A 26,074-nucleotide genomic window follows, 5' to 3' on the forward strand; every position below is an offset into this window, starting at 1 on the left:
GCTATTTATAGTGGTAATGTTTTTCATAAATCTGTCATAAATCTGACGCATAATGACGCCGCATTACAGACTTGTAACTTAAATACGATAAGACAGGGCAAAGTATGGCGAGACGTATTCTGGTCGTAGAAGATGAAGCTCCGATCCGTGAAATGGTGTGCTTCGTGCTTGAACAAAATGGCTTCCAGCCGGTTGAAGCGGAAGATTATGACAGCGCGGTGAACCAGCTGAATGAACCCTGGCCCGATCTGATCCTGCTGGACTGGATGCTGCCTGGCGGTTCCGGATTGCAGTTTATCAAGCATATCAAACGCGAGGCGATGACCCGCGATATCCCGGTGGTAATGCTGACGGCGCGCGGCGAGGAAGAGGATCGCGTGCGCGGTCTGGAAACCGGCGCGGACGATTACATCACTAAACCGTTCTCCCCGAAAGAGCTGGTGGCGCGTATCAAAGCCGTGATGCGCCGTATTTCACCGATGGCGGTGGAAGAGGTGATTGAGATGCAGGGGCTGAGCCTGGATCCTACCTCACACCGGGTCATGACCGGTGAAAATCCCCTCGATATGGGACCGACCGAATTTAAACTCCTGCACTTCTTTATGACCCACCCGGAGCGCGTTTACAGCCGCGAACAGTTGCTGAATAACGTCTGGGGAACTAACGTCTATGTCGAAGACCGAACGGTTGACGTCCATATTCGCCGCCTGCGTAAAGCACTGGAACTGAGCGGCCACGATCGCATGGTACAGACGGTCCGCGGCACGGGTTATCGTTTCTCGACCCGTTTCTGAACAATGACAGGAGTGTGACGCGTGCTGGAACGTCTGTCATGGAAAAGGCTCGTCTTTGAACTGATCTTATGTTGTATTCCGGCCCTCATTCTGGGGGCTATCTTTGGCTATCTGCCGTGGTTTTTACTGGTGGCCGTGACGGGATTGCTCGTCTGGCATTTCTGGAATTTACTGCGTCTCTCCTGGTGGCTGTGGGTCGACAGAAGTATGACACCCCCGCCGGGAAGCGGGAGCTGGGAACCGCTACTCTACGGCCTGCACCAGATGCAGATGCGTAACAAAAAGCGCCGTCGTGAGCTGGGAAGCCTGATCAAACGCTTTCGTAGCGGTGCGGAGTCGCTGCCGGACGCGGTGATCCTGACGACAGAAGAAGGGACAATCTTCTGGTGTAATGGCCTCGCGCAACAGCTGCTGGGCCTGCGCTGGCCGGATGATAATGGTCAGAACATCCTGAACCTTCTGCGTTATCCCGAGTTCACGCTGTATCTGAAAAAGCGGGATTTTTCGCGCCCGCACAATCTGAAGCTCAATAACGGTCGCCATCTGGAAATCCGCGTGATGCCCTACAGCGATCGGCAGTGGCTGATGGTGGCGCGGGACGTTACCCAGATGCACCAGCTTGAGGGCGCGAGACGTAACTTCTTTGCCAACGTCAGCCACGAGCTGCGTACGCCCTTGACGGTGCTTCAGGGCTACCTGGAGATGATGCAGGAGCAAACGCTTGAGGGGGCGCCGCGTGAGAAAGCACTGCATACCATGCGGGAGCAGACGTTCCGCATGGAAGGGCTGGTCAAACAGCTGCTGACGCTTTCAAAGATTGAGGCTGCCCCGTCGCTGGCGCTAAACGACATCATTGATGTGCCGATGATGTTGCGGGTGGTGGAGCGCGAAGCCCAAACGCTGAGTCATAATCAGCACACCCTGAGTTTTGACGTTGATAACACGCTGAAAGTGCTCGGCAGTGAAGATGAGCTGCGAAGCGCTATCTCAAACCTGGTCTATAACGCCGTGAATCATACCCCGAAAGGGACGCATATCGCGGTGTGCTGGCAGCATACCCCGGCGGGCGCTGAGTTTAGCGTCGAGGACAACGGGCCGGGGATTGGGCCCGAGCACCTCCCGCGTCTCACCGAACGATTCTACCGGGTGGATAAGGCGCGCTCGCGGCAGACCGGCGGGAGCGGACTGGGACTGGCAATTGTGAAGCATGCCGTCAGCCACCACGAAAGCCGGCTCAATATCGAAAGCACCCTGGGTAAGGGCACGCGCTTTAGCTTCGTGATTCCGGAACGATTAATTGCCAAAAAAAGCGCCTGACGGCAGATGTGTCAGGCTACCTTTCCACGGGCCAGCGATTGCTGGCCCGTTTGCTTTGCAGTCAAGCGAAACGCGGATGAATATTATACGGCTGGTGCTTTTTTGTTCGCATGATTAGCCATGAGTTTTTCTTATACATGGCATATTATTTTGGTCTGAATTTTCATGCTGGCATATTGTTCTGGTTTTACGATCCCTTCTTGCCTTTAAACGTTATAAGCGTTTAAATTGCCCCCCATATACTGTCAGACCGACTGTATTTGCGTGGTAAATCGAAAAACTATTCTTCGCCACGCCAGGACGGGAGCATATCCCGCTGAAATTGAGCAAATTTTCCGCTGTATCGTCCCGTGAGGGATGGCGAAAATCTCAACGTATTCAACACCACATCCACAGGCAGTAAGGTTTTATGACCCATCACTTGAAATCGCGTGACATTATCGCGCTGGGCTTTATGACATTTGCGCTGTTCGTTGGCGCAGGTAACATCATTTTTCCTCCAATGGTTGGCTTACAGGCGGGTGAACACGTCTGGACGGCTGCGTTTGGCTTCCTGCTTACTGCCGTGGGCCTGCCGGTACTGACCGTTATCGCGCTGGCGAAAGTCGGTGGCGGTGTGGACAGCCTCAGCACCCCGATTGGCAAAGTGGCTGGCGTTCTGCTGGCAACCGTCTGCTATCTGGCCGTTGGCCCGCTGTTCGCGACCCCACGTACGGCGACCGTCTCCTTTGAAGTGGGTATCGCCCCGCTGACCGGTGACGGCGCGATGCCGCTGTTTATTTACAGCCTCATTTACTTCGCCATCGTGATTCTGGTTTCTCTCTATCCCGGCAAACTGCTGGATACCGTGGGTAACTTTCTGGCTCCGCTGAAAATTGTGGCGCTGATCGTGCTGGCGGTTGCGGCCATCGTCTGGCCTGCGGGGCCCATCAGCTCCGCGATGGACGCTTATCAGAACGCGGCGTTCTCAAACGGTTTCGTGAACGGCTATCTGACAATGGATACGCTGGGTGCGATGGTGTTTGGTATCGTTATCGTTAACGCCGCGCGTTCCCGCGGGGTGACCGAAGCGCGCCTGCTGACTCGCTACACCATCTGGGCTGGCCTGATGGCCGGTGTCGGCCTGACGCTGCTGTATCTGGCGCTGTTCCGTCTGGGTTCAGATAGCGCAACGCTGGTCGATCAGAGCGCAAACGGCGCGGCGATCCTGCATGCTTACGTGCAGCATACCTTTGGTGGTGCAGGCAGCATGCTGCTGGCGGCGCTGATTTTCCTGGCTTGTCTGGTGACGGCGGTGGGTCTGACCTGCGCCTGCGCGGAGTTCTTCGCTCAGTATCTGCCGCTCTCTTACCGCACGCTGGTGTTTATCCTTGGCATCTTCTCCATGGCGGTGTCAAACCTCGGTCTGAGCCACCTGATTCAGGTGTCAATTCCGGTGCTGACGGCGATCTATCCGCCATGTATCGTGCTGGTGGTGCTGAGCTTCACCCGCCCGTGGTGGCATAACTCGACGCGAATTATTGCGCCGGCCATGTTTATCAGCCTGATTTTTGGTATCCTTGACGGGATCAAAGCATCAGCATTTGCAGAAATCCTGCCAGCCTGGACACAGCGTCTGCCGCTGTCCGAGCAGGGCCTGGCCTGGCTGATGCCTTCCGTTGTAGCGCTGGTTCTGGCGATTATCTGGGACCGTGCGGCAGGGCGTCAGGTGACATCCAACGCCCATTAATCAACGGCAACAAATTGTTTAACCACGGGGCTTAAGGCCCCGTGGTTTTTTGTTTTTTTCGTGTTGAATGGCAAGATTTTAATGGAAAGCACTAACAAACTTAAACGTGGATTGAGCACCCGCCACATCCGCTTTATGGCGCTGGGCTCGGCTATCGGCACCGGTCTTTTTTATGGCTCGGCAGATGCCATCAAAATGGCCGGTCCAAGCGTTCTGCTGGCCTACATCATCGGCGGCGTGGCGGCCTATATCATCATGCGTGCGCTGGGGGAGATGTCGGTTCACAACCCCTCTGCCAGTTCCTTCTCCCGCTACGCACAAGAAAACTTAGGCCCGCTGGCCGGGTTTATCACCGGCTGGACCTACTGCTTTGAAATCCTGATTGTCGCCATTGCCGATGTGACGGCGTTTGGCATCTATATGGGGGTCTGGTTCCCCGCCGTGCCGCACTGGATCTGGGTACTGAGCGTGGTGCTGATCATCTGCGCCGTCAACCTGATGAGCGTGAAGGTGTTTGGCGAGCTGGAGTTCTGGTTCTCCTTCTTCAAGGTCGCGACCATTATCATCATGATCCTCGCCGGTTTCGGCATCATCATCTGGGGTATCGGCAACGGTGGGCAGCCAACCGGCATCCATAACCTGTGGAGCAACGGCGGCTTCTTCAGCAACGGCTGGCTCGGGATGGTCATGTCGCTTCAGATGGTCATGTTCGCCTATGGCGGTATTGAGATTATCGGCATCACCGCCGGGGAAGCGAAAGATCCGGAGAAGTCCATTCCGCGCGCCATCAACTCGGTGCCGATGCGTATCCTGGTGTTCTACGTGGGCACGTTGTTTGTGATTATGTCCATCTACCCGTGGAACCAGGTGGGCACCAACGGCAGCCCGTTTGTCCTGACTTTCCAGCATATGGGCATTGCGTTTGCCGCCAGTATTCTCAACTTTGTGGTACTGACCGCCTCGCTGTCGGCCATCAACAGTGACGTGTTCGGCGTGGGTCGTATGCTGCACGGCATGGCGGAGCAGGGCAGTGCGCCGAAGGTGTTTGCCAAAACGTCGCGTCGCGGCACCCCGTGGGTAACGGTGCTGGTCATGACCGTGGCGCTGCTGTTCTCGGTTTACCTGAATTACATCATGCCGGAGAACGTCTTCCTGGTGATTGCGTCACTGGCGACCTTTGCGACGGTGTGGGTGTGGATCATGATCCTGCTGTCGCAGATTGCGTTCCGTCGCCGCCTGTCGCCAGAAGAGGCCAAAGCGCTGAAGTTTAAAGTGCCGGGCGGCGTGCCAACGACCATTGTCGGTCTCATCTTCCTGGTCTTCATCATTGGCCTGATTGGTTATCACCCGGATACCCGTATTTCCCTGTACGTGGGCTTCGCGTGGATCGTCCTGCTGCTGGTGGGCTGGATGTTTAAATGTCGCCGCGATCGTCAGCTGGCGGAAGCACAGTAAGGTAAAAATGCCGGGTGGCGCTGCGCTTACCCGGCCTACACTCCCTTTTGCCCTGGAAAAAATCTCCTCCTTCGTTCTCCTCCCCCAATAATCCCGAACACGATGAGCTATCTTTAATCACCCTGTGGCAAGGTGACGTCAATTTCATCAAAGGGGATTCGTGATGTTAAACGCCTGGCACCTTCCGGTTGCCCCATTTGTTAAGCAAAACAAAGACAACCTTGTGATTACGCTCTGGCTGGCAGGGGACAATCAGCCTGAACGTGTGACCCTGCGCGCCGAAGTGGATAACGAAGAAACGTCGCTGAAAATGCACAAAGTGCGCAGCCAGCCGCAGCCGGGCGTCACGGCGTGGCGGGCAAATATCGATTTGCGCAGCGGGCAGCCGCGTCGCCGCTACGGCTTCAAGCTGCTGTGGAATAACCGGCAGCTGTGGTTTACCCCGCAGGGCTTCAGCCGTTTTCCTCCGGCCCGGCTGGAGCAGTTTGCCGTGGATCACCCGGATAACGGCCCGCAGTGGGTTAACGATCAGGTCTTTTACCAGATTTTCCCGGACCGCTTTGCGCGCAGCGAAAAGCGCACCGCCGATCAGGACAAGGTTTATTACCATCATGCGGTCGGTCACGACATCATTCTGAAAAAATGGGACGAGCCGCTGACCGCCCAGGCGGGGGGATCGACCTTTTACGGCGGCGATCTCGACGGTATCAGCGAAAAACTGCCGTACCTGAAAAAGCTCGGCGTCACGGCGCTGTACCTGAACCCGGTGTTTAAAGCGCCAAGCGTGCACAAATACGATACGCAGGACTACCGCCACGTTGACGAGCAGTTTGGCGGTGACGAGGCGCTGCTGCGGCTGCGGCACAACACGCAAAAAGAGGGTATGCGCCTGATCCTTGATGGCGTGTTCAATCACAGCGGTGATTCTCACGCATGGTTTGACCGTCATAATCAATCGATGGGCGGCGCATGCCATAATCCGGACTCACCGCAGCGTGACTGGTACAGTTTTGATGAGAATGGCCGCGCCCTGGACTGGCTGGGTTACCCGAGTCTGCCGAAGCTCGATTTCCAGTCGCCATCGCTGGTGAATGAGATCTACGGCGGCGACGACAGCATCGTGCGCCACTGGCTGAAAGCGCCGTGGAACATGGACGGCTGGCGACTAGACGTGGTGCATATGCTGGGTGAAGCAGGCGGGGCGCGGAATAACCTTCAGCATGTCGCCGCCATTACCCGGTCGGCAAAAGCGGCCCGGTCGGAAGCATTCGTCTTCGGGGAGCACTTTGGCGACGCGCGTCAGTGGTTGCAGGCTGATGCAGAAGACGCGGCGATGAACTATCGCGGCTTCACCTTCCCGCTGTGGGGGTTCCTCGCTAACACCGATATCTCTTACGATCCGCAGCATATTGACGCCGAAACCTGCATGGCGTGGATGGAAAACTATCGCGCTGGCCTGTCGCATCAGCAGCAGCTGCGGATGTTTAACCAGCTCGACAGCCACGATACCGCGCGCTTTAAATCATTGCTGGGTAAAGATGTGGTGCGTCTGCCGCTGGCGGTGACCTGGCTCTTTACCTGGCCGGGCGTACCCTGCATCTACTATGGCGATGAAGTGGGGCTGGAGGGGAATAACGATCCGTTCTGCCGTAAAACCTTCCCGTGGGAGAGTGAAAAACAGGATCAGGATCTGTTCAGCCTGTACCAGCGTATGGCGACGCTGCGCAGGCAGAGTCAGGCCCTGCGCTACGGGGGCTGTCAGGTGATGTACGCCCACGATAACGTAGTGGTGTTTGTCCGCGTCTATAACCAGCAGCGCGTGCTGGTGGCGATCAACCGGGGCGAGGCGTGTGAAGTGGTGCTGGAAGATTCACCGCTGCTGGCCGGTAAAACGTGGAAGATCAAAGAGGGTAAAGCGACGTTCCAGGAGAGCGTGCTCACGCTGCCCGCGATCTCCGCTGCGGTCTGGTTCGGCAGCTAAGCGCAGGCAGAATGGTTTTCACCTTTTAAGATGGCGCAAATGCAACGATTTGTGTCAATCTTAGCGGATCGTTTACGGTGAAGGTGGAAACATGGACGAGCTTTACATCCTTGGCTGTTTGTTCCTGGTTTTTGCGCTGGTCGTGGCACCCGTGCTCGCGGTGATAGGCTTTAACCGAAGCACGGCGGCGCGGCAGGAGATCGCCCGGCTTCGCCAGCGCATTGAGGCGCTTGAGCAGCGCGGTGTCACGGAGAAAGCGCCGGAGCCGGTGCAGACCGCCGCGCCGGTGGAGACGCCAGCGTCGGTGGCAGAAGCCGTTACCGCACCTGTCGATCCCTGGCGTCCCGAACCGCCCGTCACTGAAGCGGAACCTGCGCCTGTACCGGCGGCAAAACGGCCTTCCGCCTTTGGCGGCATCCTGTCCTCGCTGACGCGCTGGTTTATGCAGGGCAATCCGCTGGCAAAACTGGGGATTATACTGCTCTTCCTCGGCCTCTCGTTCCTGCTGCGCTATACCGTTGAACATTCACTGTTTCCGCTTGAGCTGCGTCTTGCCGCCACGGCGCTATTTGCCATGGTTCTGCTGGCCGTTGGATGGCGGCTGCGGCACAGGCAGCGGATCTACGCGCTGATCCTCCAGGGCGGGGCGACCGGCGTGCTTTATCTGACCGTCTTTGGCGCATTCCGGCTGTGGCAAATGCTGCCGATGACGCTGGCGTTTGCGCTGCTGGTGGTGATTTGCGCGGCGAGCGTCGGGCTGGCCGTGCTGCAAAAGGCGCTGAGCCTTGCCATGCTGGCGAGCCTCGGCGGATACCTTGCGCCGCTGCTGTTGTCTACCGGAGGCGGCAGCTTTGTGGCGCTGTTCTCCTTCTATCTCCTGCTTTCCATCGGCATTCTCGCCATCAGCATCTGGCAGCACTGGCGCGAGCTGAACCTGCTCGGGTTGATCTTCACGTTTGGTGTTGGCGGGGTGTGGGGGCTGAGCGACTACCAGCCGGAAGACTATATTATTTGTCAGCTGTTCCTGATTGCCAATACGCTTATTTTTGGCGTGTTTAGCGTGGCGCTGTCGCTGCGGGCGCAGGAAAAAGGCAAACAGATTATTGACGGCGCACTGCTGTTTGCTCCGCCGCTGATTGGTTTTGGGATGCAGTATGGCATGACGTCTCACTGGACGTACGGCCCGGCGCTCAGTGCGCTGGGCTATGGTGCGTTTTATCTCTCACTGGCGTTTCTCGCACTGCGACGCTATCCGTCTGTCGGGCGGCCACTGATTATGGCGGCGCTGGCGATCGGCGGCGGGTTTGCCACGCTTGCCATTCCGCTGGCGCTTTCAGCGCGCTGGACGGCGATGGCCTGGGCGCTGGAAGGGCTGGGTATTCTCTGGCTGGGCGTGCAACAGCAGCAGCGGCGCATGAGCTATAGCGGGACGGCGCTGCTGGTGCTGGCGCTCGGCAGCGCGATATGGGCGCAAATGGACGGCGTCACCTCGTTGAGCCTGCTGCTTATTTTCGCAGTGCTCAGTCTTTGCTGGCTGGCTGCGGCCTGGCTGTGGCAGAAAATCGCGCAGCCGGGCAGTTGGGCATTGCTGGCCGGTGGGCTGCTGTTCTGGTTAGTGGCGCAGCTGGGCGCATCTCAGCTGTTCCTGAAGCAGGAGTTATCGGTTCTGGCAGGCGTGCTGGCGCTGACGGCGGCGTCGGCCTGGGGATGGCGGCAGGCCGCCGCTCGTCTGGCGTGGCGGGAGCTGGATGCCAGCAAATGGCTGCTGTGGCCGGTGATGCTGCTGATGGTGCTGTATCAGATCTGGCAACAGCAAATCCTGGCGGCCAGCTGGGCAAATCTGGCCTGGGCTATTGCGCTGCCTGCCGCCCTGATGCTGCTGCGGTGCGACGAAGATAAACTTCTGCCGCGCATCTCAATGGGGCTGCATCTGTCGCTGGTGTGGATGATTTTACTCGCCATAGCCGCCGAGCTTTACTGGTTTGCCCGCTCCCTGCCGTGGGGCATGGCGGCCTGGGGAAGCGGCATTGCGATGGCTGTTGGCGGTGGGGTGATTATGGCGCTCTCCGCGGCCGTGCGGCGTCGCGGGTGGCCGTTCCGGGTATGGCCTGCGCTCTACGCCTGCCTTGCCGCGATCCCTGTGGTTGTGGCGCTGGTGGTATTGCTGGTCGTGACCAATTTGCAGGACGGTGTGGTCTATCGACAGACATGGCTGCCGCTGGTGAACCCGCTTGAGGAAGGGGCGGCGTTCGCGCTGCTGGGGCTGGTGGTGTTTTATCGGGAAGTGGATCGCTACTATCCGGCATCGCTTGCGCAGTCCCGTCCGTGGCCCGCCGTTGTGCTGATGGCCCTGGGTTTCTGGTGGCTTAACGGCGCATTGCTGCGCGCGCTGGCGTGGTACGGCGAGGTGGCCTGGAATATGGAGTCGTTGTGGCATTCGCGGCTTATCCAGACCACCTTTGCCCTGTTCTGGATGTTGTGCGCGCTGGTGGTCATGATCCGCGCCACCCGTCACGCCTCCCGTCAGCAGTGGCTTGGCGGTGCGGCGCTACTGGGGGTGGTCATGCTCAAACTGATGCTGGTGGACAGCGCGGGCGGTGGCGGCCTGGCGCGCGCCGTCGCGTTTATTGGCGTGGCGATCCTGGTCCTGATTGTGGGCTATTTCTCGCCGCTACCGCCTAAAGCAGGAGAAGAAAAATGAAATGGATGAACGCGGTTGTTTGTACGGCACTGCTGGCCGTGGCCGGTCCGGCATTCTGCGAGGGCGCGCCAGCGGAATCCCCGCGGGATTATGCCTATGGCCTGTCCCTTGATACCTCTGCCTCTTCGCCGTGGTATCGGGTCATGCTGCCGCTGGCGGTTTATCAGCAGAGCACATCGCCCGATCTGCGCGACGTGCGCGTGTTTAATCAGTCGGGCGAGCCGGTACCGTTCAGCCTGGTTACCACGACGCGTCCGCAGCCGGCACCGACCACCACGGCGCTGCGCCTCTTTGCGCTTAACGCCTCGCCGGGCGGAGAAGAGGACAGCGGCGATAAAATTATGCTACGGGCCAGAAACGGCGTGGAAATTGTGCTGGAAGGGCAACACGCGGCGGCTGCCGGACAGCACTATCTGCTGACCCTGCCGGAAAACGCGACGGAGGTTCCGCTCTCTCAGCTCCAGCTTTTCTGGGACACGCCGCAGGGCTCGTGGCAGGGGACGGCATCGGTCTATTACAGCGAGGATCTGAAAAACTGGTATACCCTGCGCGAAGAGATGCCCCTGCTGGACGTGATGAGTGGACAGGATCGCCTGAAGCTCGACCGCATCGATACCGATCTGGTGTTATCGCCTGAGGCGAATCGTTATCTGCTGCTGGTGCTGAACACGGGGCGTTCTGCCCTGACGTTAACCGGCGTCAACGCGATTAACGCACCTGCACAGCCGGAATCTGAGCACATTAGCCTGGCGGGAGAGGGGGAGCGGTTATCCGAAAGCGAAGCCGTGTGGCGCTGGAAACATCCGCAGCCTCTGAGTGCGATCGGCTTCATGCTGAATGGCGACGGTGTTCTCCCGGCAGAAATAGCCTGGCGGGAGGCGGATAAGGATCGGTGGCATACGCTGAAAAAAGAGGTGATCTACCAGCTCGGCGGCAAAACGTCTGAACCTGTTCCGCTCCCTGGCGGGCTGGTCGAGGCGGTAAAAATCAAGACCCTCAATGCGCGTTTGCCTGAGAACCTGCCTGGCGTGACCGGGCAACGCGTGCGCTACGATCTGGTGTTTAACGCGCAGGGGAAGGGGCCGTACCTGCTCGCGTGGGGGAACGGGGCTGCGAAACCGGCGAGCGTGGAGACGGATATGCTGATCCCGACCGAACTGCGTAAAACCTACGATCTGGCAGCCCTGCCGATGGCGGATACGCTGGAACCTGTCCCGCTGGGTGGCGAGGCGCGTTTAACCGCGACGTCTGCGGCTGAGCAGGAAAGCAGAATGAAAACGCTGATGGTCTGGGGCGTACTGATTGCGGGGGTGATGGTGCTTGCGGGTATGGCATGGCGCATCTGGCGCGAGGTAAAAAAAGACGGCGCAGCATAAGCCATAAAAAAACCCGCGTATTCGCGGGTTTTTTTCGTAAACCGTGCCGATTACAGGCTGGATACGTTCTCGGACAGGTATTTAGCTACGCCGTCTGGGGAAGCCGCCATACCTTCTTTACCTTTTTCCCACTGAGCCGGGCACACTTCACCGTGCTCTTCGTGGAACTGGAGCGCGTCAACCATGCGCAGCATTTCGTCGATGTTACGACCCAGCGGCAGATCGTTCACAACCTGGTGACGAACGATGCCGTTCGCGTCGATCAGGAAAGAACCACGCAGTGCAACGCCAGCGTCCGGATGTTCGATACCGTAAGCCTGCTGGATTTCGCGTTTGATGTCCGCAACCATCGCGTATTTCACTGCACCGATGCCGCCGTTTTCGACAGGGGTGTTACGCCATGCGTTGTGTACAAATTCAGAGTCGAAGGAGACGCCAACCACTTCCACGCCACGCTTCTGGAATTCTTCGTAACGTTTGTCGAACGCGATCAGCTCAGACGGGCAAACGAAAGTGAAGTCCATTGGCCAGAAGAACAGAACGGTCGCTTTACCGTTGGTGTGCTGTTTGAAGTTGAAGTTTTCAACGATTTCACCATTGCCCAGAACGGCGGCAGCTGTAAAATCCGGAGCCGGACGAGTTACCAGAACCATATGATTCTCCTGTAGATACTAAGGTTATTTGGAACGCAACGCGGGCCAGTATAGAGGCAGTACGGGAATAAGACAAAGAGGTGGTAACAATCGTTCCACCAGCTTTTACCTATCAATCGAACCGACTTCACAGTTCTTTATTTTTCGCCTGCGTCATCATACGCGGGTAGAACTGCCAGAAGCGGGTTTCCAGCGCATCATAATGTTCATCCAGGTCATGCCATGAGTCGCGCAGCGCGTCCAGACGCGGTCGACGGCTCGCCATGCCGTTCAGGACGTTCTGAATGAAATCCATCTCGCGGTATCGCTCCAGCCAGCGTTCAGACCAGAGATAGTTATTCAGATTCACAAAGCGCGGCGGGGAGTCCGGCAAAATGATCGACACCTGCGCGTGGGCGTAGCGCACAAACTCAGGCAGCGACATATCAGGCGACAGCCGGGACCAGTGGCGCGACAGGAAATGATCCCACATGACGTCGAGCGTGATCGGCGCCACGCGTCGGGTTTCGGGGCGGAACCAGGCTTTGGCTTCCGTCACTTCCGGCAGGTTATCGGTCAGCACGTCGATGCGGCGGTGCATAAAAATCCCGTCGACAACCTCAGGGGAGTACGCTTCCGCGGGGTTGCCGCGTACAAAATCGGCCAGCAAATTGCCGGAGAGGGAGCTGTCCGCGAGATGAGCGAGATGCAGATGAGCGAGAAAATTCATGCGTTTTCGTTGTCCGGTGGCGGCTAGTTGTTGCAGCAAAAGGGTGTGAGCACTAGACTATGCCGCCTGTTTTTAAGTCACGAGTATACGTCATGCGCGTCGCCGATTTCTCCTTTGAACTACCTGAATCCCTGATTGCTCACTACCCCATGCCTGAGCGTAGCAGCTGTCGCTTGCTGTCACTGGACGGGCCAACGGGCGCGCTGACGCACGGTACTTTCACCGATCTGCTCGACAAGCTCAACCCTGGCGATCTGCTGGTCTTTAACAATACCCGCGTGATCCCGGCGCGTCTGTTTGGCCGTAAAGCCAGCGGCGGTAAGATTGAGGTGCTGGTCGAACGTATGCTCGATGATAAACGTATTCTGGCACATATTCGCGCCTCCAAAGCGCCGAAGCCGGGCGCTGAACTGCTGCTGGGGGATGACGAGAGCATCAAAGCGACCATGACCGCGCGTCACGACGCGCTATTTGAAGTGGAATTCAACGACGAGCGCACGGTGCTCGACATCCTGAACGCTATCGGCCACATGCCGCTGCCGCCGTATATTGAGCGCCCGGACGAAGAGGCCGACCGCGAGCTGTATCAGACCGTCTACAGCCAGAAGCCTGGCGCGGTGGCGGCGCCAACGGCGGGCCTGCACTTTGATGAACCGCTGTTGGAAAAGCTGCGCGCCAAGGGCATTGAGATGGCCTTCGTGACGCTGCACGTTGGTGCAGGCACCTTCCAGCCGGTGCGCGTGGACAGCATCGAAGACCACATCATGCACTCTGAGTATGCCGAAGTGCCACAGGAGGTTGTGGATGCGGTGCTGGCGGCGAAAGCGCGCGGTAATCGCGTCGTGGCCGTCGGTACAACGTCGGTACGTTCCCTTGAGAGCGCTGCGCAGGCCGCGAAAAGCGAGCTGATTGAGCCGTTCTTTGGCGATACGCAGATCTTTATCTACCCGGGCTATCAGTACAAAGTCATTGATGCGCTGGTGACCAACTTCCATCTGCCTGAATCGACGTTGATTATGCTGGTTTCCGCGTTTGCGGGGTATCAGCATACGATGAACGCCTACAAGTCTGCGGTAGAACAAAAATATCGCTTTTTTAGCTACGGTGACGCGATGTTTATCACGTACAATCCGCAGGCTTTGAATGAGCGTGTCGGGGAATAAGTCCGCGGCACCGTATTACAACGTTGGACTGTTTTTCTGACGTCGGAGAAAAAATGAAATTTGAACTCGATACCACCGATGGCCGCGCGCGTCGCGGTCGTCTGGTGTTTGATCGCGGCGTGGTAGAAACCCCCGCGTTTATGCCTGTGGGCACGTACGGCACCGTAAAAGGAATGACGCCGGAAGAAGTTGAAGCCACTGGCGCACAGATTATCCTCGGCAACACCTTCCACCTGTGGCTGCGTCCGGGTCAGGAGATCATGAAGCTCCACGGCGACCTGCACGATTTCATGCAGTGGAAAGGCCCGATCCTCACCGACTCCGGCGGTTTCCAGGTCTTCAGCCTGGGCGATATCCGTAAGATCACCGAGCAGGGCGTACACTTCCGTAACCCGATCAACGGCGATCCAATCTTCCTCGATCCGGAAAAATCCATGGAGATTCAGTACGATCTCGGCTCCGATATCGTAATGATCTTCGACGAATGTACGCCATACCCGGCGGACTGGGACTACGCCAAGCGTTCTATGGAGATGTCCCTGCGTTGGGCGAAGCGTAGCCGCGACCGTTTTGACTCCCTGCAAAACAAAAATGCGCTGTTCGGCATTATTCAGGGCAGCGTTTACGAAGATTTACGCGATATCTCGGTTAAAGGTCTGGTAGAGATAGGCTTTGATGGCTACGCTGTCGGCGGTTTGGCTGTGGGTGAGCCGAAGGAAGACATGCACCGCATTCTGGAGCATGTCTGCCCGCAAATCCCGGCGGATAAACCACGATACCTGATGGGTGTGGGTAAACCAGAAGATCTGGTGGAAGGCGTACGTCGCGGCATTGATATGTTCGACTGCGTTATGCCAACCCGAAACGCGCGTAACGGTCATTTGTTCGTTACCGATGGCGTGGTGAAAATCCGTAACGCGAAGCATAAGAGTGACACCAGCCCGCTCGATTCCGAGTGCGATTGCTATACCTGTCGCAATTATTCTCGCGCGTATCTGCATCATCTCGATCGTTGCAACGAGATTTTGGGGGCGCGTCTCAATACCATTCATAATCTTCGTTATTATCAGCGCTTAATGGCTGGTTTACGTAAGGCTATCGAAGAGGGTAAATTAGAGAGCTTCGTGACCGATTTCTACCAACGTCAGGGGCGGGATGTTCCACCGTTGAACGTTGATTAATTTTAATAATGAGGGAATTTGAATGAGCTTTTTTATTTCTGATGCGGTAGCAGCAACGGGTGCACCAGCGCAGGGCAGCCCGATGTCTCTGATTCTGATGCTGGTTGTGTTCGGTCTGATCTTCTACTTCATGATCCTGCGTCCACAGCAGAAGCGTACTAAAGAGCACAAAAACCTGATGAACTCCATCGCGAAGGGCGATGAAGTCCTGACCAATGGTGGCCTGGTGGGTCGTGTAACCAAAGTAGCGGAAAACGGCTACATTGCTATCGCCCTCAACGACACCACTGAAGTGGTTATCAAACGTGACTTCGTAGCTGCCGTTCTGCCGAAAGGCACCATGAAGGCGCTGTAATCCCAACTTTTCCCAAAGGGAACTGCCGTGTTAAACCGTTATCCTTTGTGGAAGTACATCATGCTGGTCGTCGTGATTATCGTCGGCCTGCTGTACGCGCTTCCCAACCTGTATGGTGAGGATCCGGCCGTTCAAATCACTGGCGCGCGCGGTGTCGCCGCCAGTGAGCAAACGCTGATCCAGGTCCAGAAAACGTTACAAGAAGAAAAAATTACCGCTAAGTCTGTGGCACTGGAAGAGGGCGCAATTCTTGCTCGCTTCGACACCACCGACACGCAGCTCCGCGCACGTGAAGCGCTGATGGGCGTGCTGGGTGATAAGTATGTCGTGGCGCTTAACCTTGCTCCTGCAACCCCACGCTGGCTGGCTGCGCTGAACGCAGAGCCAATGAAACTGGGTCTTGACCTGCGTGGCGGCGTTCACTTCCTGATGGAAGTGGATATGGATACCGCGCTCGGCAAGCTACAGGAACAGAATATCGACAGCCTGCGCAGCGATCTGCGCGATAAGGGCATTCCGTACACCACCGTACGTAAAGAAGATAACTACGGCCTGAGCATCACGTTCCGCGACAGCGCGGCACGCGATCAGGCTGTGACGTATCTGTCTCAGCGTCACCGCGATCTGGTGATCACCTCTCAGGGCAGCAACCAGCTGCGTGCGGTAATGACCGACGCGCGTCTGAGTGAAGCACGTGAATACGCCGTTCAGCAGAACATTAACATTCTGCGTAACCGTGTAAACCAGCTGGGCGTGGCTGAGCCACTGGTACAGCGTCAGGGTGCTGACCGTATCGTGGTCGAACTGCCGGGTATCCAGGATACCGCCCGTGCGAAAGAGATTCTGGGCGCGACTGCGACCCTGGAGTTCCGTCTGGTTAACTCCAATGTCGACCAGGCTGCTGCGGCTTCAGGCCGTGTGCCGGGCGATTCTGAAGTGAAACAGACCCGCGAAGGCCAGCCGGTTGTGCTGTACAAACGCGTGATCCTGACCGGTGACCATATTACCGACTCCACTTCAAGCCAGGATGAGTACAACCAGCCGCAGGTTAACATCTCGCTGGATAGCGCAGGTGGCAACATCATGTCTAACTTCACCAAGGACAACATCGGCAAGCCGATGGCGACCCTGTTCGTGGAGTACAAAGACAGCGGTAAGAAAGACGCCAATGGCCGTGCCGTGCTGGTGAAAGAGGAAGAGGTGATTAACATCGCCAACATCCAGTCTCGTCTGGGTAACAGCTTCCGTATTACCGGTATCAGCAACCCGAACGAAGCGCGTCAGCTCTCTCTGCTGCTGCGTGCCGGTGCGCTGATTGCGCCAATTCAGATTGTTGAAGAACGTACCATCGGTCCAACCCTGGGTATGCAGAACATCAAACAGGGTCTGGAAGCGTGTCTGGCCGGTCTGGCGGTGTCCATCATCTTCATGATCTTCTTCTATAAGAAGTTCGGCCTGATTGCGACCTCCGCGCTGATTGCCAACCTGGTGCTGATCATCGGTATCATGTCCCTGCTGCCGGGGGCGACGCTGACCATGCCGGGGATTGCGGGTATCGTTCTAACCCTTGCGGTGGCGGTCGACGCCAACGTACTGATAAACGAACGTATCAAAGAAGAGCTGAGCAACGGTCGTTCTGTACAGCAGGCGATCGAAGAAGGCTACAAAGGGGCGTTCAGCTCCATCTTCGATGCGAACGTAACAACACTGATTAAGGTTCTTATCCTGTATGCAGTGGGTACTGGCGCGATCAAAGGCTTTGCGATTACTACCGGTATCGGTGTCGCAACGTCGATGTTTACCGCTATTGTCGGCACCCGTGCCATCGTGAACCTGCTGTACGGCGGCAAGCGCGTCAAAAAGCTGTCTATCTGAGGAGTGCGTTGTGGCACAGGAATATACTGTTGAACAATTGAACCACGGCCGTAAAGTCTGGGACTTTATGCGCTGGGACTACTGGGCCTTCGGCATTTCAGGTTTTCTGCTGATCTTGTCCATCGTCATTATGGGCGTGAAAGGCTTCAACTGGGGTCTGGATTTCACCGGTGGTACGGTGATCGAAATTACCCTGGAAAAACCGGTCGATATGGACCAGATGCGTGAGTCTCTGCAAAAAGCGGGCTTTGAAGAGCCGCTGCTACAGAACTTCGGCAGCAGCCGCGACATCATGGTGCGTATGCCGCCGGTACACGATGCCAACGGCAGCCAGGAGCTGGGCAGCAAGGTCGTCCAGGTTATTAACGAAACGACCAGCCAGGATGCAACGGTTAAGCGTATTGAGTTTGTCGGCCCGAGCGTTGGTGCTGACCTGGCGCAGACCGGTGCGATGGCGCTGCTGGTGGCGCTGATCTCGATCCTGATTTACGTCGGTTTCCGCTTTGAGTGGCGACTGGCGGCAGGCGTGGTTATCGCCCTGGCGCACGACGTGGTGATCACCATGGGCATACTGTCTCTGTTCCACATTGAGATTGACCTGACGATTGTGGCATCCCTGATGTCCGTTATCGGTTACTCACTGAACGACAGTATCGTGGTATCTGACCGTATTCGTGAAAACTTCCGTAAGATCCGTCGCGGCACGCCGTACGAAATCTTTAACGTGTCGTTGACCCAGACGTTGCACCGTACGTTGATCACCTCCGGCACCACCCTGATGGTGATCCTGATGCTGTTCCTGTTCGGTGGCCCGGTGCTGGAAGGCTTCTCGCTGACCATGCTGATCGGTGTGTCTATCGGTACGGCCTCGTCTATCTACGTCGCGTCCGCACTGGCGCTGAAGCTGGGCATGAAGCGCGAGCATCTGATCCAGCAGAAAGTCGAGAAAGAAGGGGCGGATCAGCCGTCCATTCTGCCGTAAGAGTCTTATGTAGTATCGAAATCCCGGCCTGTTGGCCGGGATTTTTTTTGTCTGCATCTCACAAACACTCCTGACAGTATGCTGTCAGGAGCCCTGTCGTAGACTCCTTCTGAACCCTAACAACAGGCAGGAGGACGTATGAAAAGTGTTATTAACTGGTTTGAAATTCCGGTCGCCGATATGGATCGCGCCATCAAATTTTATGAGTCGGTGATGCAGGTCGCGCTGCGGCGCGAGAAGATGGACGTGGCTGATCTGGCGATTTTCCCGCACGAGGATCCGGCCACCGGCGGCGCGCTGGCGAAATTTGACGGCGTTACACCGTCTTCGCAGGGCGCTATTATCTACCTGCATACTGACAATCTGGCGGCCACGCTCGATCGTATTGCTTCTGCGGGCGGTGAGTGCGTGTTTGGCCCGCTGGAACTGCCGCAAGGCATTGGCACTATAGCCCTGTTTACCGACAGCGAAGGTAATCGCGTCGGCCTCCATCAACCGGTATGAGAGTAAACCGATGACCCGACGCGCTGACCGTTTGTTCCAGATTGTGCAGATCCTTCGGGGCAGGCGTCTGACAACGGCAGCGCATCTGGCGGAAAGGCTTGGCGTGTCCGAGCGCACGGTGTACCGCGATATCCGCGACCTGTCGCTTTCCGGCGTGCCGGTGGAAGGCGAGGCGGGAAGCGGATATCGGCTGATGTCGGGTTTTGATTTACCCCCGCTGATGCTGACCAACAAAGAGTCCGAGGCGCTGATGGTGGCGATTCGCCTGCTCAAAACCTGGGGCGGGGAATCGCTGTCGCGCGAGCTGGAGTCGGCCCAGGAAAAAGTGCTGGCGATCCTGCCAGAAGAGAGCCGCCGCAAGGCGGAGCAGACGCGTATATATGCGCCGGATATTGCGCTTCAGCCCCATTCCCGCAGCGGATTTGATGTGATTCATCAGGCGATATCTGCGCAGCGCGTGCTGGCGCTGCATTATCGTGATGAGGCCGGGCAGTTAACCTGGCGTGAGGTGCAGCCGCTTGGGCTGTTCTTCTGGGGGGAGCACTGGCTGCTGGCTGCGTGGTGCGAGCGACGCGATGACTACCGCTGTTTCCGGCTCGACCGATGCCTCAATATTGTGCAGACGGAGAGGCGGTTTAGCGAGAGTGCGGACAGGTCATTGGCAGATTTTTTGCGCAAGGTGAGGCAGTAAAAAGCCGGGGGGCGGCTACGCCTTACCCGGCCTACATTCGGATCGTAGGCCCGGTAAGCGTAGCGCCACCGGGCGGAATCCGCACTGATTAGAAGTTGTAACCCACGACCAGGTAACCACCCCAACCGGTAGAGCGAACGCTGAAGTCGCCGTTGCCAAAGTTCAGGCTGGCGTCGTCGTTCCACTGGCCACCGTTGTGCCAGTAACGCGCAACAACAGAGTAGTGCCAGTGATCGTAGTTCAGCGCCAGGATGTGGCTGGACGCGATGGAGTCGTTAGTGCGCGCTTTTCTGCCGTTCAGGTCGCGGAAATCGTTATCGCCCAGGTCTGAACCCCAGTCAAAGTTGGTGAAGCCGATATAGCTCAGGTTACCGCCCCACAGTTGGGTAATTGGCACGAAGTATTTCACTTTGAAACGGTAGCCGTCCCACTCGTTCTCGTTCGCGGCGCCGTAGTTCTGCCACTGGTATTTTGCGTAGACGTTCATGGACAGGCTCATCGGCAGGCCAGTCTCAATGTCTGTACCCAGACCCATGTACCAGGTGCTCTGGCGACCGGACTTGTTGCGACCCATGTCGTAGATGTAGTTGTTTGCGAAATACCACTCTTTGAACGGACCAAACGCCAGACTGGTACCGGTCAGTTTATCAATGGAGAAGCGGGGTTCGATCTCCATGAACAGTGGGGAACCGTGGTTCCAGATACCTTTCGCGTCGGTGTTACCGCCGAAGAATACCGGTGCGTCCATGTAGCCATAGAAATCAAACCAGTCTTTTTTAGCGAATGCTTCGTACTCGAGGTAGGTATCGTTACGGATCTGCGGTCCGAAACGGGTATGGTAGCTGCCTACAACGTTAACGCTCTGATGCCACCAGTCGGAAAGGTATTGTGGTTTGTCGTTTTCCGCTGCGTTAACAGTGAAAGAGGTGGAGAGTGCCAGAACTGCACCGGCTGCGAATAATGTTTTTTTCATAATCATGCCACTGATTGAAATTCCCTTCCGGGAGTGAAAAATGCGCGAATTGCGTTTCTAAATATTTCGTATTTCTGCGGAGCCTATTATAGGAATCCTTGCTCACAAAAATATGTGTTGTTTCACATATCTCTCACATACGTAATCGATTGCGTTCACGTTTGCGTACTTTAGACGGGCGGGATTGTAGCGGCAATCATTTATGTTGCCAATCCATACGAAATGTAAATGTTAGCGGAGTGACATTTCACTCCGCTAGAAGGGCGGGTTATTGCGCGGCGGGTTGAATGTCGTGAATACGGATAAAGCCCAGCTGTTCTGGGGTCAGTCCGCTCAGCTGGAGCGGGATATCAACATCGCTCGGCGCCAGCGTGCTGGCGGGGGCGGTGAAGAGCTGATTCTTCACGTTCACTTCCTGATAGCTCTCGGTGGTGCCCTGAATCTGGCCCCACTCTACGGTGCCGCTGAACGCGGGAAGCGGATCGTTGGACTCACCCTGAATGCGTAATGTTGCGCGAGTACCATCGGCATTCGCTGCAACATTCACCACAGACATCTTTAGCGTGCCAATCTGGCTGTTCAGACGCGCGGGCGTGTTTGCACCTGGCAATAAATAAACGCCATTGCTGGATTTGGCATTCAGCGCGTTCTGCTGGGTGATCTTCACGGTTTCTTTGTTAAGTTTGTCCATCGCCACGTTAAGCGTATTCACGCTTTGTTTCATCTCGCGGACTTCGCTTTGCTGTGCGCAGGCGCTGAGCGTGAACAGGCTCCCCACCAGCACTATTTTCAGGTAACGTCTTGTCATTGCGTTTAATTCCTTGAAATCACAGATTGCTGCAATGGTAGACAGGATATTGCCGTCAGGCATAGATCCTTTGTCTCAAAAAGCTCTTCCTTTGTTGTCGGGCCAGTTCAGGGTAAAATAGAAATCAGTTAACCAGATAACAGGGACATCGTATGCATTGCCCATTTTGCTCCGCTGTGGATACCAAAGTCATCGACTCGCGTCTTGTAGGCGAAGGGTCTTCCGTGCGTCGTCGTCGGCAGTGTCTGGTGTGCAACGAGCGTTTTACCACCTTTGAAGTGGCAGAGCTGGTAATGCCGCGCGTGGTAAAAAGTAACGATGTGCGCGAACCGTTCAATGAAGAGAAACTGCGTAGCGGGATGCTCAAGGCGCTGGAAAAACGGCCCGTCAGCTCCGATGACGTCGAAATGGCGTTAAACCATATTAAATCTTATCTGCGGGGGTTAGGCGAGCGCGAAGTGCCAAGCAAAATGATCGGCAATCTGGTGATGGAACAGCTGAAGAAGCTCGATAAAGTCGCCTATATCCGCTTTGCCTCCGTTTACCGCAGCTTCGAAGACATTAAAGAGTTTGGCGAAGAGATCGCCCGCTTACAGGATTAAGCCCATGCACGATGAGATGTACATGGCGCGAGCCATGAAGCTGGCGCAGCGCGGTCGGTTTACCACTCACCCTAACCCCAATGTCGGGTGCGTCATTGTTAAAGATGGCGAGATCGTGGGGGAAGGTTTTCACTACCGCGCAGGCGAGCCGCATGCTGAAGTGCATGCCCTGCGCATGGCGGGTGAGAAAGCGCGTGGCGCGACGGCCTATGTGACGCTGGAGCCATGCAGTCATCACGGACGTACGCCGCCGTGCTGTGAAGCGCTGATTGCGGCGGGCGTCTCGCGCGTTGTCGCCGCCATGCAGGATCCTAATCCGCAGGTGGCGGGCCGCGGGCTGTATCGTCTGCAACAGGAAGGCATCGACGTCAGCCACGGCCTGATGATGCAGGATGCCGAAAACATCAACAAAGGCTTCCTGAAGCGTATGCGCACCGGCTTCCCGTTTATCCAGCTTAAGCTTGGCGCGTCACTGGATGGCCGCACGGCGATGGCGAACGGCGAGAGCCAGTGGATCACCTCGCCGCAGGCAAGGCGCGATGTGCAACGTCTGCGCGCGCAAAGCCATGCTATTCTCACCAGCAGTGAAACGGTACTGGCTGACGATCCGGCCATGACCGTGCGCTGGGAAGAGCTGAATGCGGATACGCAGGCGCTCTATCCGCAGGAGAACCTGCGTCAGCCGCTGCGCATTATTGTTGATAGCCAGAACCGCGTGACGCCGGAGCACCGCATCGTGCAGCAGCCGGGTGAAACCTGGATTGCCCGCACCAAAGAAGATACGCGCGAGTGGCCGGAAGGCGTGCGCAGCATTATGGTGCCGGAACATAACGGGCATCTCGATCTCGTGGTGCTGATGATGTTGCTCGGCAAACAGCAGGTCAACAGCATCTGGGTTGAAGCCGGTCCGACGCTCGCCGGCGCACTGCTTCAGGCGGGGCTGGTGGATGAGCTTCTCGTCTACGTTGCGCCTAAACTGTTAGGTAATGACGCGCGCGGCCTGTTTGTGCTGCCCGGCCTTGAAAAACTGGCCGATGCGCCGCAACTCTCATTCAGCGAGATTCGTCCGGTAGGCCCGGATGTCTGCCTCCATTTAACGACAGCGTAATTGCTCCTGAAATAGGGAAGCAGTGCGCAAAGTATTATGATAAAATCCGCCCCCCTGCGGGGCCAAATGAACCCGTAAAGGAAGAGTATGAACATTATTGAAGCTGCTGTAGCTACCCCGGACGCTCGCGTCGCCATCACCATTGCGCGTTTCAACAACTTCATCAACGATAGCCTGCTGGAAGGTGCGGTTGACGCCCTGAAACGTATCGGCCAGGTTAAAGATGACAACATTACCGTCGTTTGGGTACCAGGTGCTTACGAACTGCCACTGGCAGCGGGCGCGCTGGCGAAAACCGGTAAATACGACGCGGTGATTGCGCTGGGTACCGTTATTCGTGGCGGCACTGCGCACTTCGAATACGTTGCGGGCGGTGCAAGCAACGGTCTGGCACACGTTGCACAGGATGCTGAAATCCCAGTCGCGTTCGGCGTGCTGACCACCGAAAGTATTGAACAAGCCATCGAACGTGCTGGCACTAAAGCCGGTAACAAAGGTGCAGAAGCTGCACTGACCGCGCTTGAAATGATCAATGTATTGAAAGCCATCAAGGCCTGATTTTTTTGTAAGGGGAATTCCGTGAAACCTGCTGCTCGTCGCCGCGCCCGTGAATGTGCCGTCCAGGCACTTTACTCCTGGCAGTTGTCCCAGAACGACATCGCTGATGTTGAATACCAGTTCCTGTCAGAACAGGACGTGAAAGACGTTGACGTTCTGTACTTCCGTGAACTGCTGTCGGGAGTGGCGACTAATAGCGCGTATCTCGATGGTCTGATGAAGCCATACCTGTCCCGTCTGCTCGAAGAGCTGGGCCAGGTCGAAAAAGCAGTGTTGCGTATCGCGCTGTTTGAGCTGTCTAAACGTGATGATGTGCCGTACAAAGTGGCCATCAACGAAGCGATCGAACTGGCGAAAACCTTCGGCGCTGAAGACAGCCACAAGTTTGTTAACGGCGTGCTGGATAAAGCCGCACCTGCGATCCGTCCCCACAAAAAGTGATCCGCAAACCGGAGTCTTGCATTGCCTTTTTGGCAGTGCGGCTCCGGTTTTTTTATTTAATTTGCTGAGGCATAACGTATGGCATGCGGCGAATTCTCCCTGATTGCCCGTTATTTCGACCGTGTCAGAACCTCTCGTCTTGATGTTGAAACCGGCATTGGCGATGACTGCGCACTTCTCAATATTCCCGAAAAACAGACGCTGGCAATCAGCACCGACACCTTAGTGTGTGGGCGTCATTTCCTGCCGGATATCGATCCTGCCGATCTGGCGTATAAAGCGCTGGCGGTGAACGTCAGCGATCTGGCGGCAATGGGCGCCGACCCGGCCTGGCTGACGCTGGCTCTGACCCTGCCGGAGGTGGATGAAGCCTGGCTTGAAGCCTTCAGCGATGCCCTGTTTGAACAGCTGAATTATTACGATATGCAGCTGATTGGCGGTGATACCACCGCCGGTCCGCTGTCCATGACCCTGGCAATCCACGGCTATGTGCCTGCCGGGCGCGCGCTGAAGCGCTCGGGTGCAAAACCAGGCGACTGGCTCTACGTGACCGGTACGCCGGGCGACAGCGCCGCGGGGTTAGCTATCCTTCAGAATCGCTTAACGGTTGAAGAGGCTGACGATGCGGCGTATCTGGTGAAGCGCCATCTGCGGCCAACGCCGCGTATTCTGCACGGTCAGGCGCTGCGCGAGCGGGCCAGTTCGGCTATCGATTTGTCTGACGGGCTGATCTCCGATCTCGGCCATATCCTGAAGGCCAGCGGCGTGGGTGCACGCGTTGACCTGGATCTGTTCCCGCTGTCGGAGCAACTGCTTCGCCATGTCGAACCTGAACAGGCGCTGCGCTGGGCGTTATCCGGTGGAGAAGATTATGAGCTGTGCTTCACCGTGCCTGAGCTGAATCGCGGGACGCTGGATGTGGCGCTAGCGCATCTCGGCGCGAAATTTACCTGCATCGGGCAGGTGATGCCGGAAAGTGAAGGGTTGCTGTTTGTCCGCGACGGCGCCCCGGTTACGCTTGACTGGAAAGGGTACGATCACTTTGGGTGAGTGTTTTGCCGGGTGGCGGCTTCGCCTTACCCGGCCTACGATCGCACTTTATTTGTAGGCCGGGTAAGCGCAGCGCCACCCGGCAAGTGTTTATTTAAACCCTACCACCGGATGCTGCTGATACGGCGTCTCCAGCTCGGCAATCTGCTCCGGCGTCAACGATAAGTCCACCGCACTTAACAACTCATCCAGCTGTTCTTCCCGCGATGTGCCCACAATCGGCGCGGCGACACCGCGCTTGCTCAGCAGCCACGCCAGCGCCACCTGCGCGCGCGTTGCACCGATATCGTCGGCGATCCCGGCTAAGCGTTCGGCAATTAACGCATCGCTGGCTTCTGTATCGTCATACAGGTTTTTACCCACTTCATCCGATACCAGCCGGGCGGTAGTTTCCCCCCACGGACGGGTTAACCTTCCGCGCGCCAGCGGGCTCCACGGGATCACCGCCACGCCTTCCTGGTAGCAGAGCGGCAGCATCTCGCGCTCTTCTTCCCGGTAAATCAGGTTGTAGTGATCCTGCATGGTGACAAAGCGCGCCCAGCCGTGCTGCGCCTGGAGATCGAGCGCCTGGGCAAACTGTGAGGCATGCATGGACGATGCGCCGATGTAGCGCGCTTTACCGGCTTTCACAACGTCGTTTAACGCTTCAAGCGTCTCTTCGATCGGGGTGTTGTAATCCCAGCGGTGGATTTGCAGCAGGTCGACGTAATCCATGTTCAGGCGTCTGAGGCTGTCATCAATGGAACGCAGGATCTGCGCGCGAGAAAGGCCTTCCGCCAGATCGCCTGACGGGTAGTACACCTTAGTGGCGACCACAATGTCATCACGACGGGCAAAATCTCGCAGGGCGCGGCCGACAATCTCTTCGCTGCTGCCGTCTGAGTAGCTGTTGGCGGTATCGAAGAAGTTGATGCCGCTGTCAATGGCGCGCTTGATGATAGGGCGGCTGCTCTCTTCCGGCAGCGTCCAGGCATGATTTCCCCGGTCAGGCTCGCCAAACGTCATGCATCCCAGGCAAAGCCGGGACACCTTAAGGTCCGTTTTTCCTAATGTCGTGTATTGCATGGT

The 26,074-nt window shown here is 56.9% G+C and carries 24 protein-coding genes; 19 read left to right on the forward strand and 5 right to left on the reverse strand.

Features of this window, described 5'->3' with window-relative positions; genetic code table 11:
• Positions 1 to 104 precede the first annotated feature (104 nt).
• The 7 genes from phoB to FZF21_RS04630 all read left to right on the forward strand — a co-directional run bounded on the left by phoB (position 105) and on the right by FZF21_RS04630 (position 11,353).
• Entirely contained in the window at positions 105 to 794 is a 690-nt protein-coding gene (phoB, locus tag FZF21_RS04600) for a phosphate response regulator transcription factor PhoB (protein ID WP_003859122.1), read from the forward strand.
• Positions 795 to 815: 21 nt separating this feature from the next.
• Positions 816 to 2,111 (forward strand): phosphate regulon sensor histidine kinase PhoR, encoded by a 1,296-nt coding sequence (phoR, locus tag FZF21_RS04605; protein WP_017383159.1) that lies wholly within the window; start codon positions 816 to 818, stop codon positions 2,109 to 2,111.
• A gap of 409 nt (positions 2,112 to 2,520) precedes the next feature.
• Positions 2,521 to 3,840 carry a branched-chain amino acid transporter carrier protein BrnQ gene (gene brnQ / locus FZF21_RS04610; RefSeq protein WP_003859118.1) on the forward strand — a complete coding sequence of 440 codons (1,320 nt, stop codon included), beginning with the start codon at positions 2,521 to 2,523 and terminating at the stop codon, positions 3,838 to 3,840.
• Between the two features lie 81 nt (positions 3,841 to 3,921).
• Complete coding sequence (gene proY, locus FZF21_RS04615) at positions 3,922 to 5,295, forward strand: proline-specific permease ProY (protein ID WP_017383160.1); 1,374 nt, start codon at positions 3,922 to 3,924, stop codon at positions 5,293 to 5,295.
• A 163-nt stretch (positions 5,296 to 5,458) separates the two neighbouring features.
• On the forward strand, positions 5,459 to 7,276 hold the full coding sequence (gene malZ / locus FZF21_RS04620) for a maltodextrin glucosidase (protein WP_047738054.1): 1,818 nt from the start codon (positions 5,459 to 5,461) through the stop codon (positions 7,274 to 7,276).
• A 91-nt stretch (positions 7,277 to 7,367) separates the two neighbouring features.
• The gene (locus FZF21_RS04625; protein WP_047738052.1) at positions 7,368 to 9,977 is read left to right on the forward strand and encodes a DUF2339 domain-containing protein; all 2,610 of its coding nucleotides are present in this window, start codon (positions 7,368 to 7,370) and stop codon (positions 9,975 to 9,977) included.
• Entirely contained in the window at positions 9,974 to 11,353 is a 1,380-nt protein-coding gene (locus tag FZF21_RS04630) for a DUF3999 domain-containing protein (RefSeq protein WP_047738051.1), read from the forward strand. Before FZF21_RS04625 ends, FZF21_RS04630 begins: the two co-directional genes overlap by 4 nt.
• Positions 11,354 to 11,403: 50 nt before the next feature.
• Here the strand turns inward: FZF21_RS04630 and FZF21_RS04635 are convergent, their stop codons facing one another.
• Together FZF21_RS04635 and acpH are read right to left on the reverse strand one after the other, a co-directional pair.
• Positions 11,404 to 12,006 carry a peroxiredoxin C gene (locus FZF21_RS04635; protein WP_003859113.1) on the reverse strand — a complete coding sequence of 201 codons (603 nt, stop codon included), beginning with the start codon at positions 12,004 to 12,006 and terminating at the stop codon, positions 11,404 to 11,406.
• A gap of 127 nt (positions 12,007 to 12,133) precedes the next feature.
• Positions 12,134 to 12,715, reverse strand: coding sequence for an ACP phosphodiesterase (gene acpH / locus FZF21_RS04640; protein ID WP_015571305.1), 582 nt, complete (start codon positions 12,713 to 12,715; stop codon positions 12,134 to 12,136).
• Positions 12,716 to 12,807: 92 nt separating this feature from the next.
• On the opposite strand from acpH, the gene queA reads away from it, so the two are divergent.
• The 7 genes from queA (at position 12,808) to FZF21_RS04675 (ending at position 19,466) form a co-directional block, all read left to right on the forward strand.
• A complete protein-coding gene (gene queA / locus FZF21_RS04645; RefSeq protein WP_015571304.1) occupies positions 12,808 to 13,878 on the forward strand; it encodes a tRNA preQ1(34) S-adenosylmethionine ribosyltransferase-isomerase QueA in 1,071 nt (356 codons plus the stop codon).
• 53 nt (positions 13,879 to 13,931) lie between these two features.
• Positions 13,932 to 15,059 (forward strand): tRNA guanosine(34) transglycosylase Tgt, encoded by a 1,128-nt coding sequence (gene tgt / locus FZF21_RS04650; protein WP_003859110.1) that lies wholly within the window; start codon positions 13,932 to 13,934, stop codon positions 15,057 to 15,059.
• Positions 15,060 to 15,081: 22 nt separating this feature from the next.
• Positions 15,082 to 15,414, forward strand: coding sequence for a preprotein translocase subunit YajC (gene yajC, locus FZF21_RS04655; RefSeq protein ID WP_003859109.1), 333 nt, complete (start codon positions 15,082 to 15,084; stop codon positions 15,412 to 15,414).
• 27 nt (positions 15,415 to 15,441) lie between these two features.
• Complete coding sequence (gene secD / locus FZF21_RS04660) at positions 15,442 to 17,289, forward strand: protein translocase subunit SecD (protein ID WP_017383164.1); 1,848 nt, start codon at positions 15,442 to 15,444, stop codon at positions 17,287 to 17,289.
• A gap of 10 nt (positions 17,290 to 17,299) precedes the next feature.
• Positions 17,300 to 18,271 (forward strand): protein translocase subunit SecF, encoded by a 972-nt coding sequence (secF, locus tag FZF21_RS04665; RefSeq protein ID WP_003859105.1) that lies wholly within the window; start codon positions 17,300 to 17,302, stop codon positions 18,269 to 18,271.
• Between the two features lie 138 nt (positions 18,272 to 18,409).
• Positions 18,410 to 18,775 (forward strand): VOC family protein, encoded by a 366-nt coding sequence (locus tag FZF21_RS04670; protein WP_017383165.1) that lies wholly within the window; start codon positions 18,410 to 18,412, stop codon positions 18,773 to 18,775.
• A gap of 10 nt (positions 18,776 to 18,785) precedes the next feature.
• Positions 18,786 to 19,466, forward strand: a complete 681-nt coding sequence (locus tag FZF21_RS04675) for a YafY family protein (RefSeq protein WP_017383166.1) — start codon at positions 18,786 to 18,788, stop codon at positions 19,464 to 19,466.
• 88 nt (positions 19,467 to 19,554) lie between these two features.
• Here FZF21_RS04675 and FZF21_RS04680 read toward each other — a convergent pair whose 3' ends face one another.
• Complete coding sequence (locus tag FZF21_RS04680) at positions 19,555 to 20,439, reverse strand: nucleoside-specific channel-forming protein Tsx (RefSeq protein WP_032670818.1); 885 nt, start codon at positions 20,437 to 20,439, stop codon at positions 19,555 to 19,557.
• A 268-nt stretch (positions 20,440 to 20,707) separates the two neighbouring features.
• Positions 20,708 to 21,247 (reverse strand): DUF3251 domain-containing protein, encoded by a 540-nt coding sequence (locus FZF21_RS04685; protein WP_032649957.1) that lies wholly within the window; start codon positions 21,245 to 21,247, stop codon positions 20,708 to 20,710.
• A 152-nt stretch (positions 21,248 to 21,399) separates the two neighbouring features.
• Here FZF21_RS04685 and nrdR point away from each other — a divergent pair, with 152 nt between their 5' ends.
• From nrdR to thiL, 5 genes are all read left to right on the forward strand, one after another.
• A complete protein-coding gene (gene nrdR / locus FZF21_RS04690; RefSeq protein WP_003859099.1) occupies positions 21,400 to 21,849 on the forward strand; it encodes a transcriptional regulator NrdR in 450 nt (149 codons plus the stop codon).
• Positions 21,850 to 21,853: 4 nt separating this feature from the next.
• Positions 21,854 to 22,957 carry a bifunctional diaminohydroxyphosphoribosylaminopyrimidine deaminase/5-amino-6-(5-phosphoribosylamino)uracil reductase RibD gene (gene ribD / locus FZF21_RS04695; RefSeq protein WP_017383169.1) on the forward strand — a complete coding sequence of 368 codons (1,104 nt, stop codon included), beginning with the start codon at positions 21,854 to 21,856 and terminating at the stop codon, positions 22,955 to 22,957.
• A gap of 87 nt (positions 22,958 to 23,044) precedes the next feature.
• Complete coding sequence (gene ribE, locus FZF21_RS04700) at positions 23,045 to 23,515, forward strand: 6,7-dimethyl-8-ribityllumazine synthase (protein ID WP_003859098.1); 471 nt, start codon at positions 23,045 to 23,047, stop codon at positions 23,513 to 23,515.
• Positions 23,516 to 23,536: 21 nt separating this feature from the next.
• Positions 23,537 to 23,956, forward strand: a complete 420-nt coding sequence (nusB, locus tag FZF21_RS04705; RefSeq protein WP_006809908.1) for a transcription antitermination factor NusB — start codon at positions 23,537 to 23,539, stop codon at positions 23,954 to 23,956.
• A gap of 78 nt (positions 23,957 to 24,034) precedes the next feature.
• Entirely contained in the window at positions 24,035 to 25,006 is a 972-nt protein-coding gene (gene thiL / locus FZF21_RS04710; protein WP_015571296.1) for a thiamine-phosphate kinase, read from the forward strand.
• 90 nt (positions 25,007 to 25,096) lie between these two features.
• Here the strand turns inward: thiL and FZF21_RS04715 are convergent, their stop codons facing one another.
• A complete protein-coding gene (locus FZF21_RS04715) occupies positions 25,097 to 26,071 on the reverse strand; it encodes an aldo/keto reductase (RefSeq protein ID WP_017694422.1) in 975 nt (324 codons plus the stop codon).
• Positions 26,072 to 26,074 lie beyond the last annotated feature (3 nt).

Source organism: Enterobacter sp. LU1 (assembly GCF_008271405.2).
Taxonomy (GTDB): Bacteria; Pseudomonadota; Gammaproteobacteria; order Enterobacterales; family Enterobacteriaceae; genus Enterobacter; species Enterobacter hormaechei_C.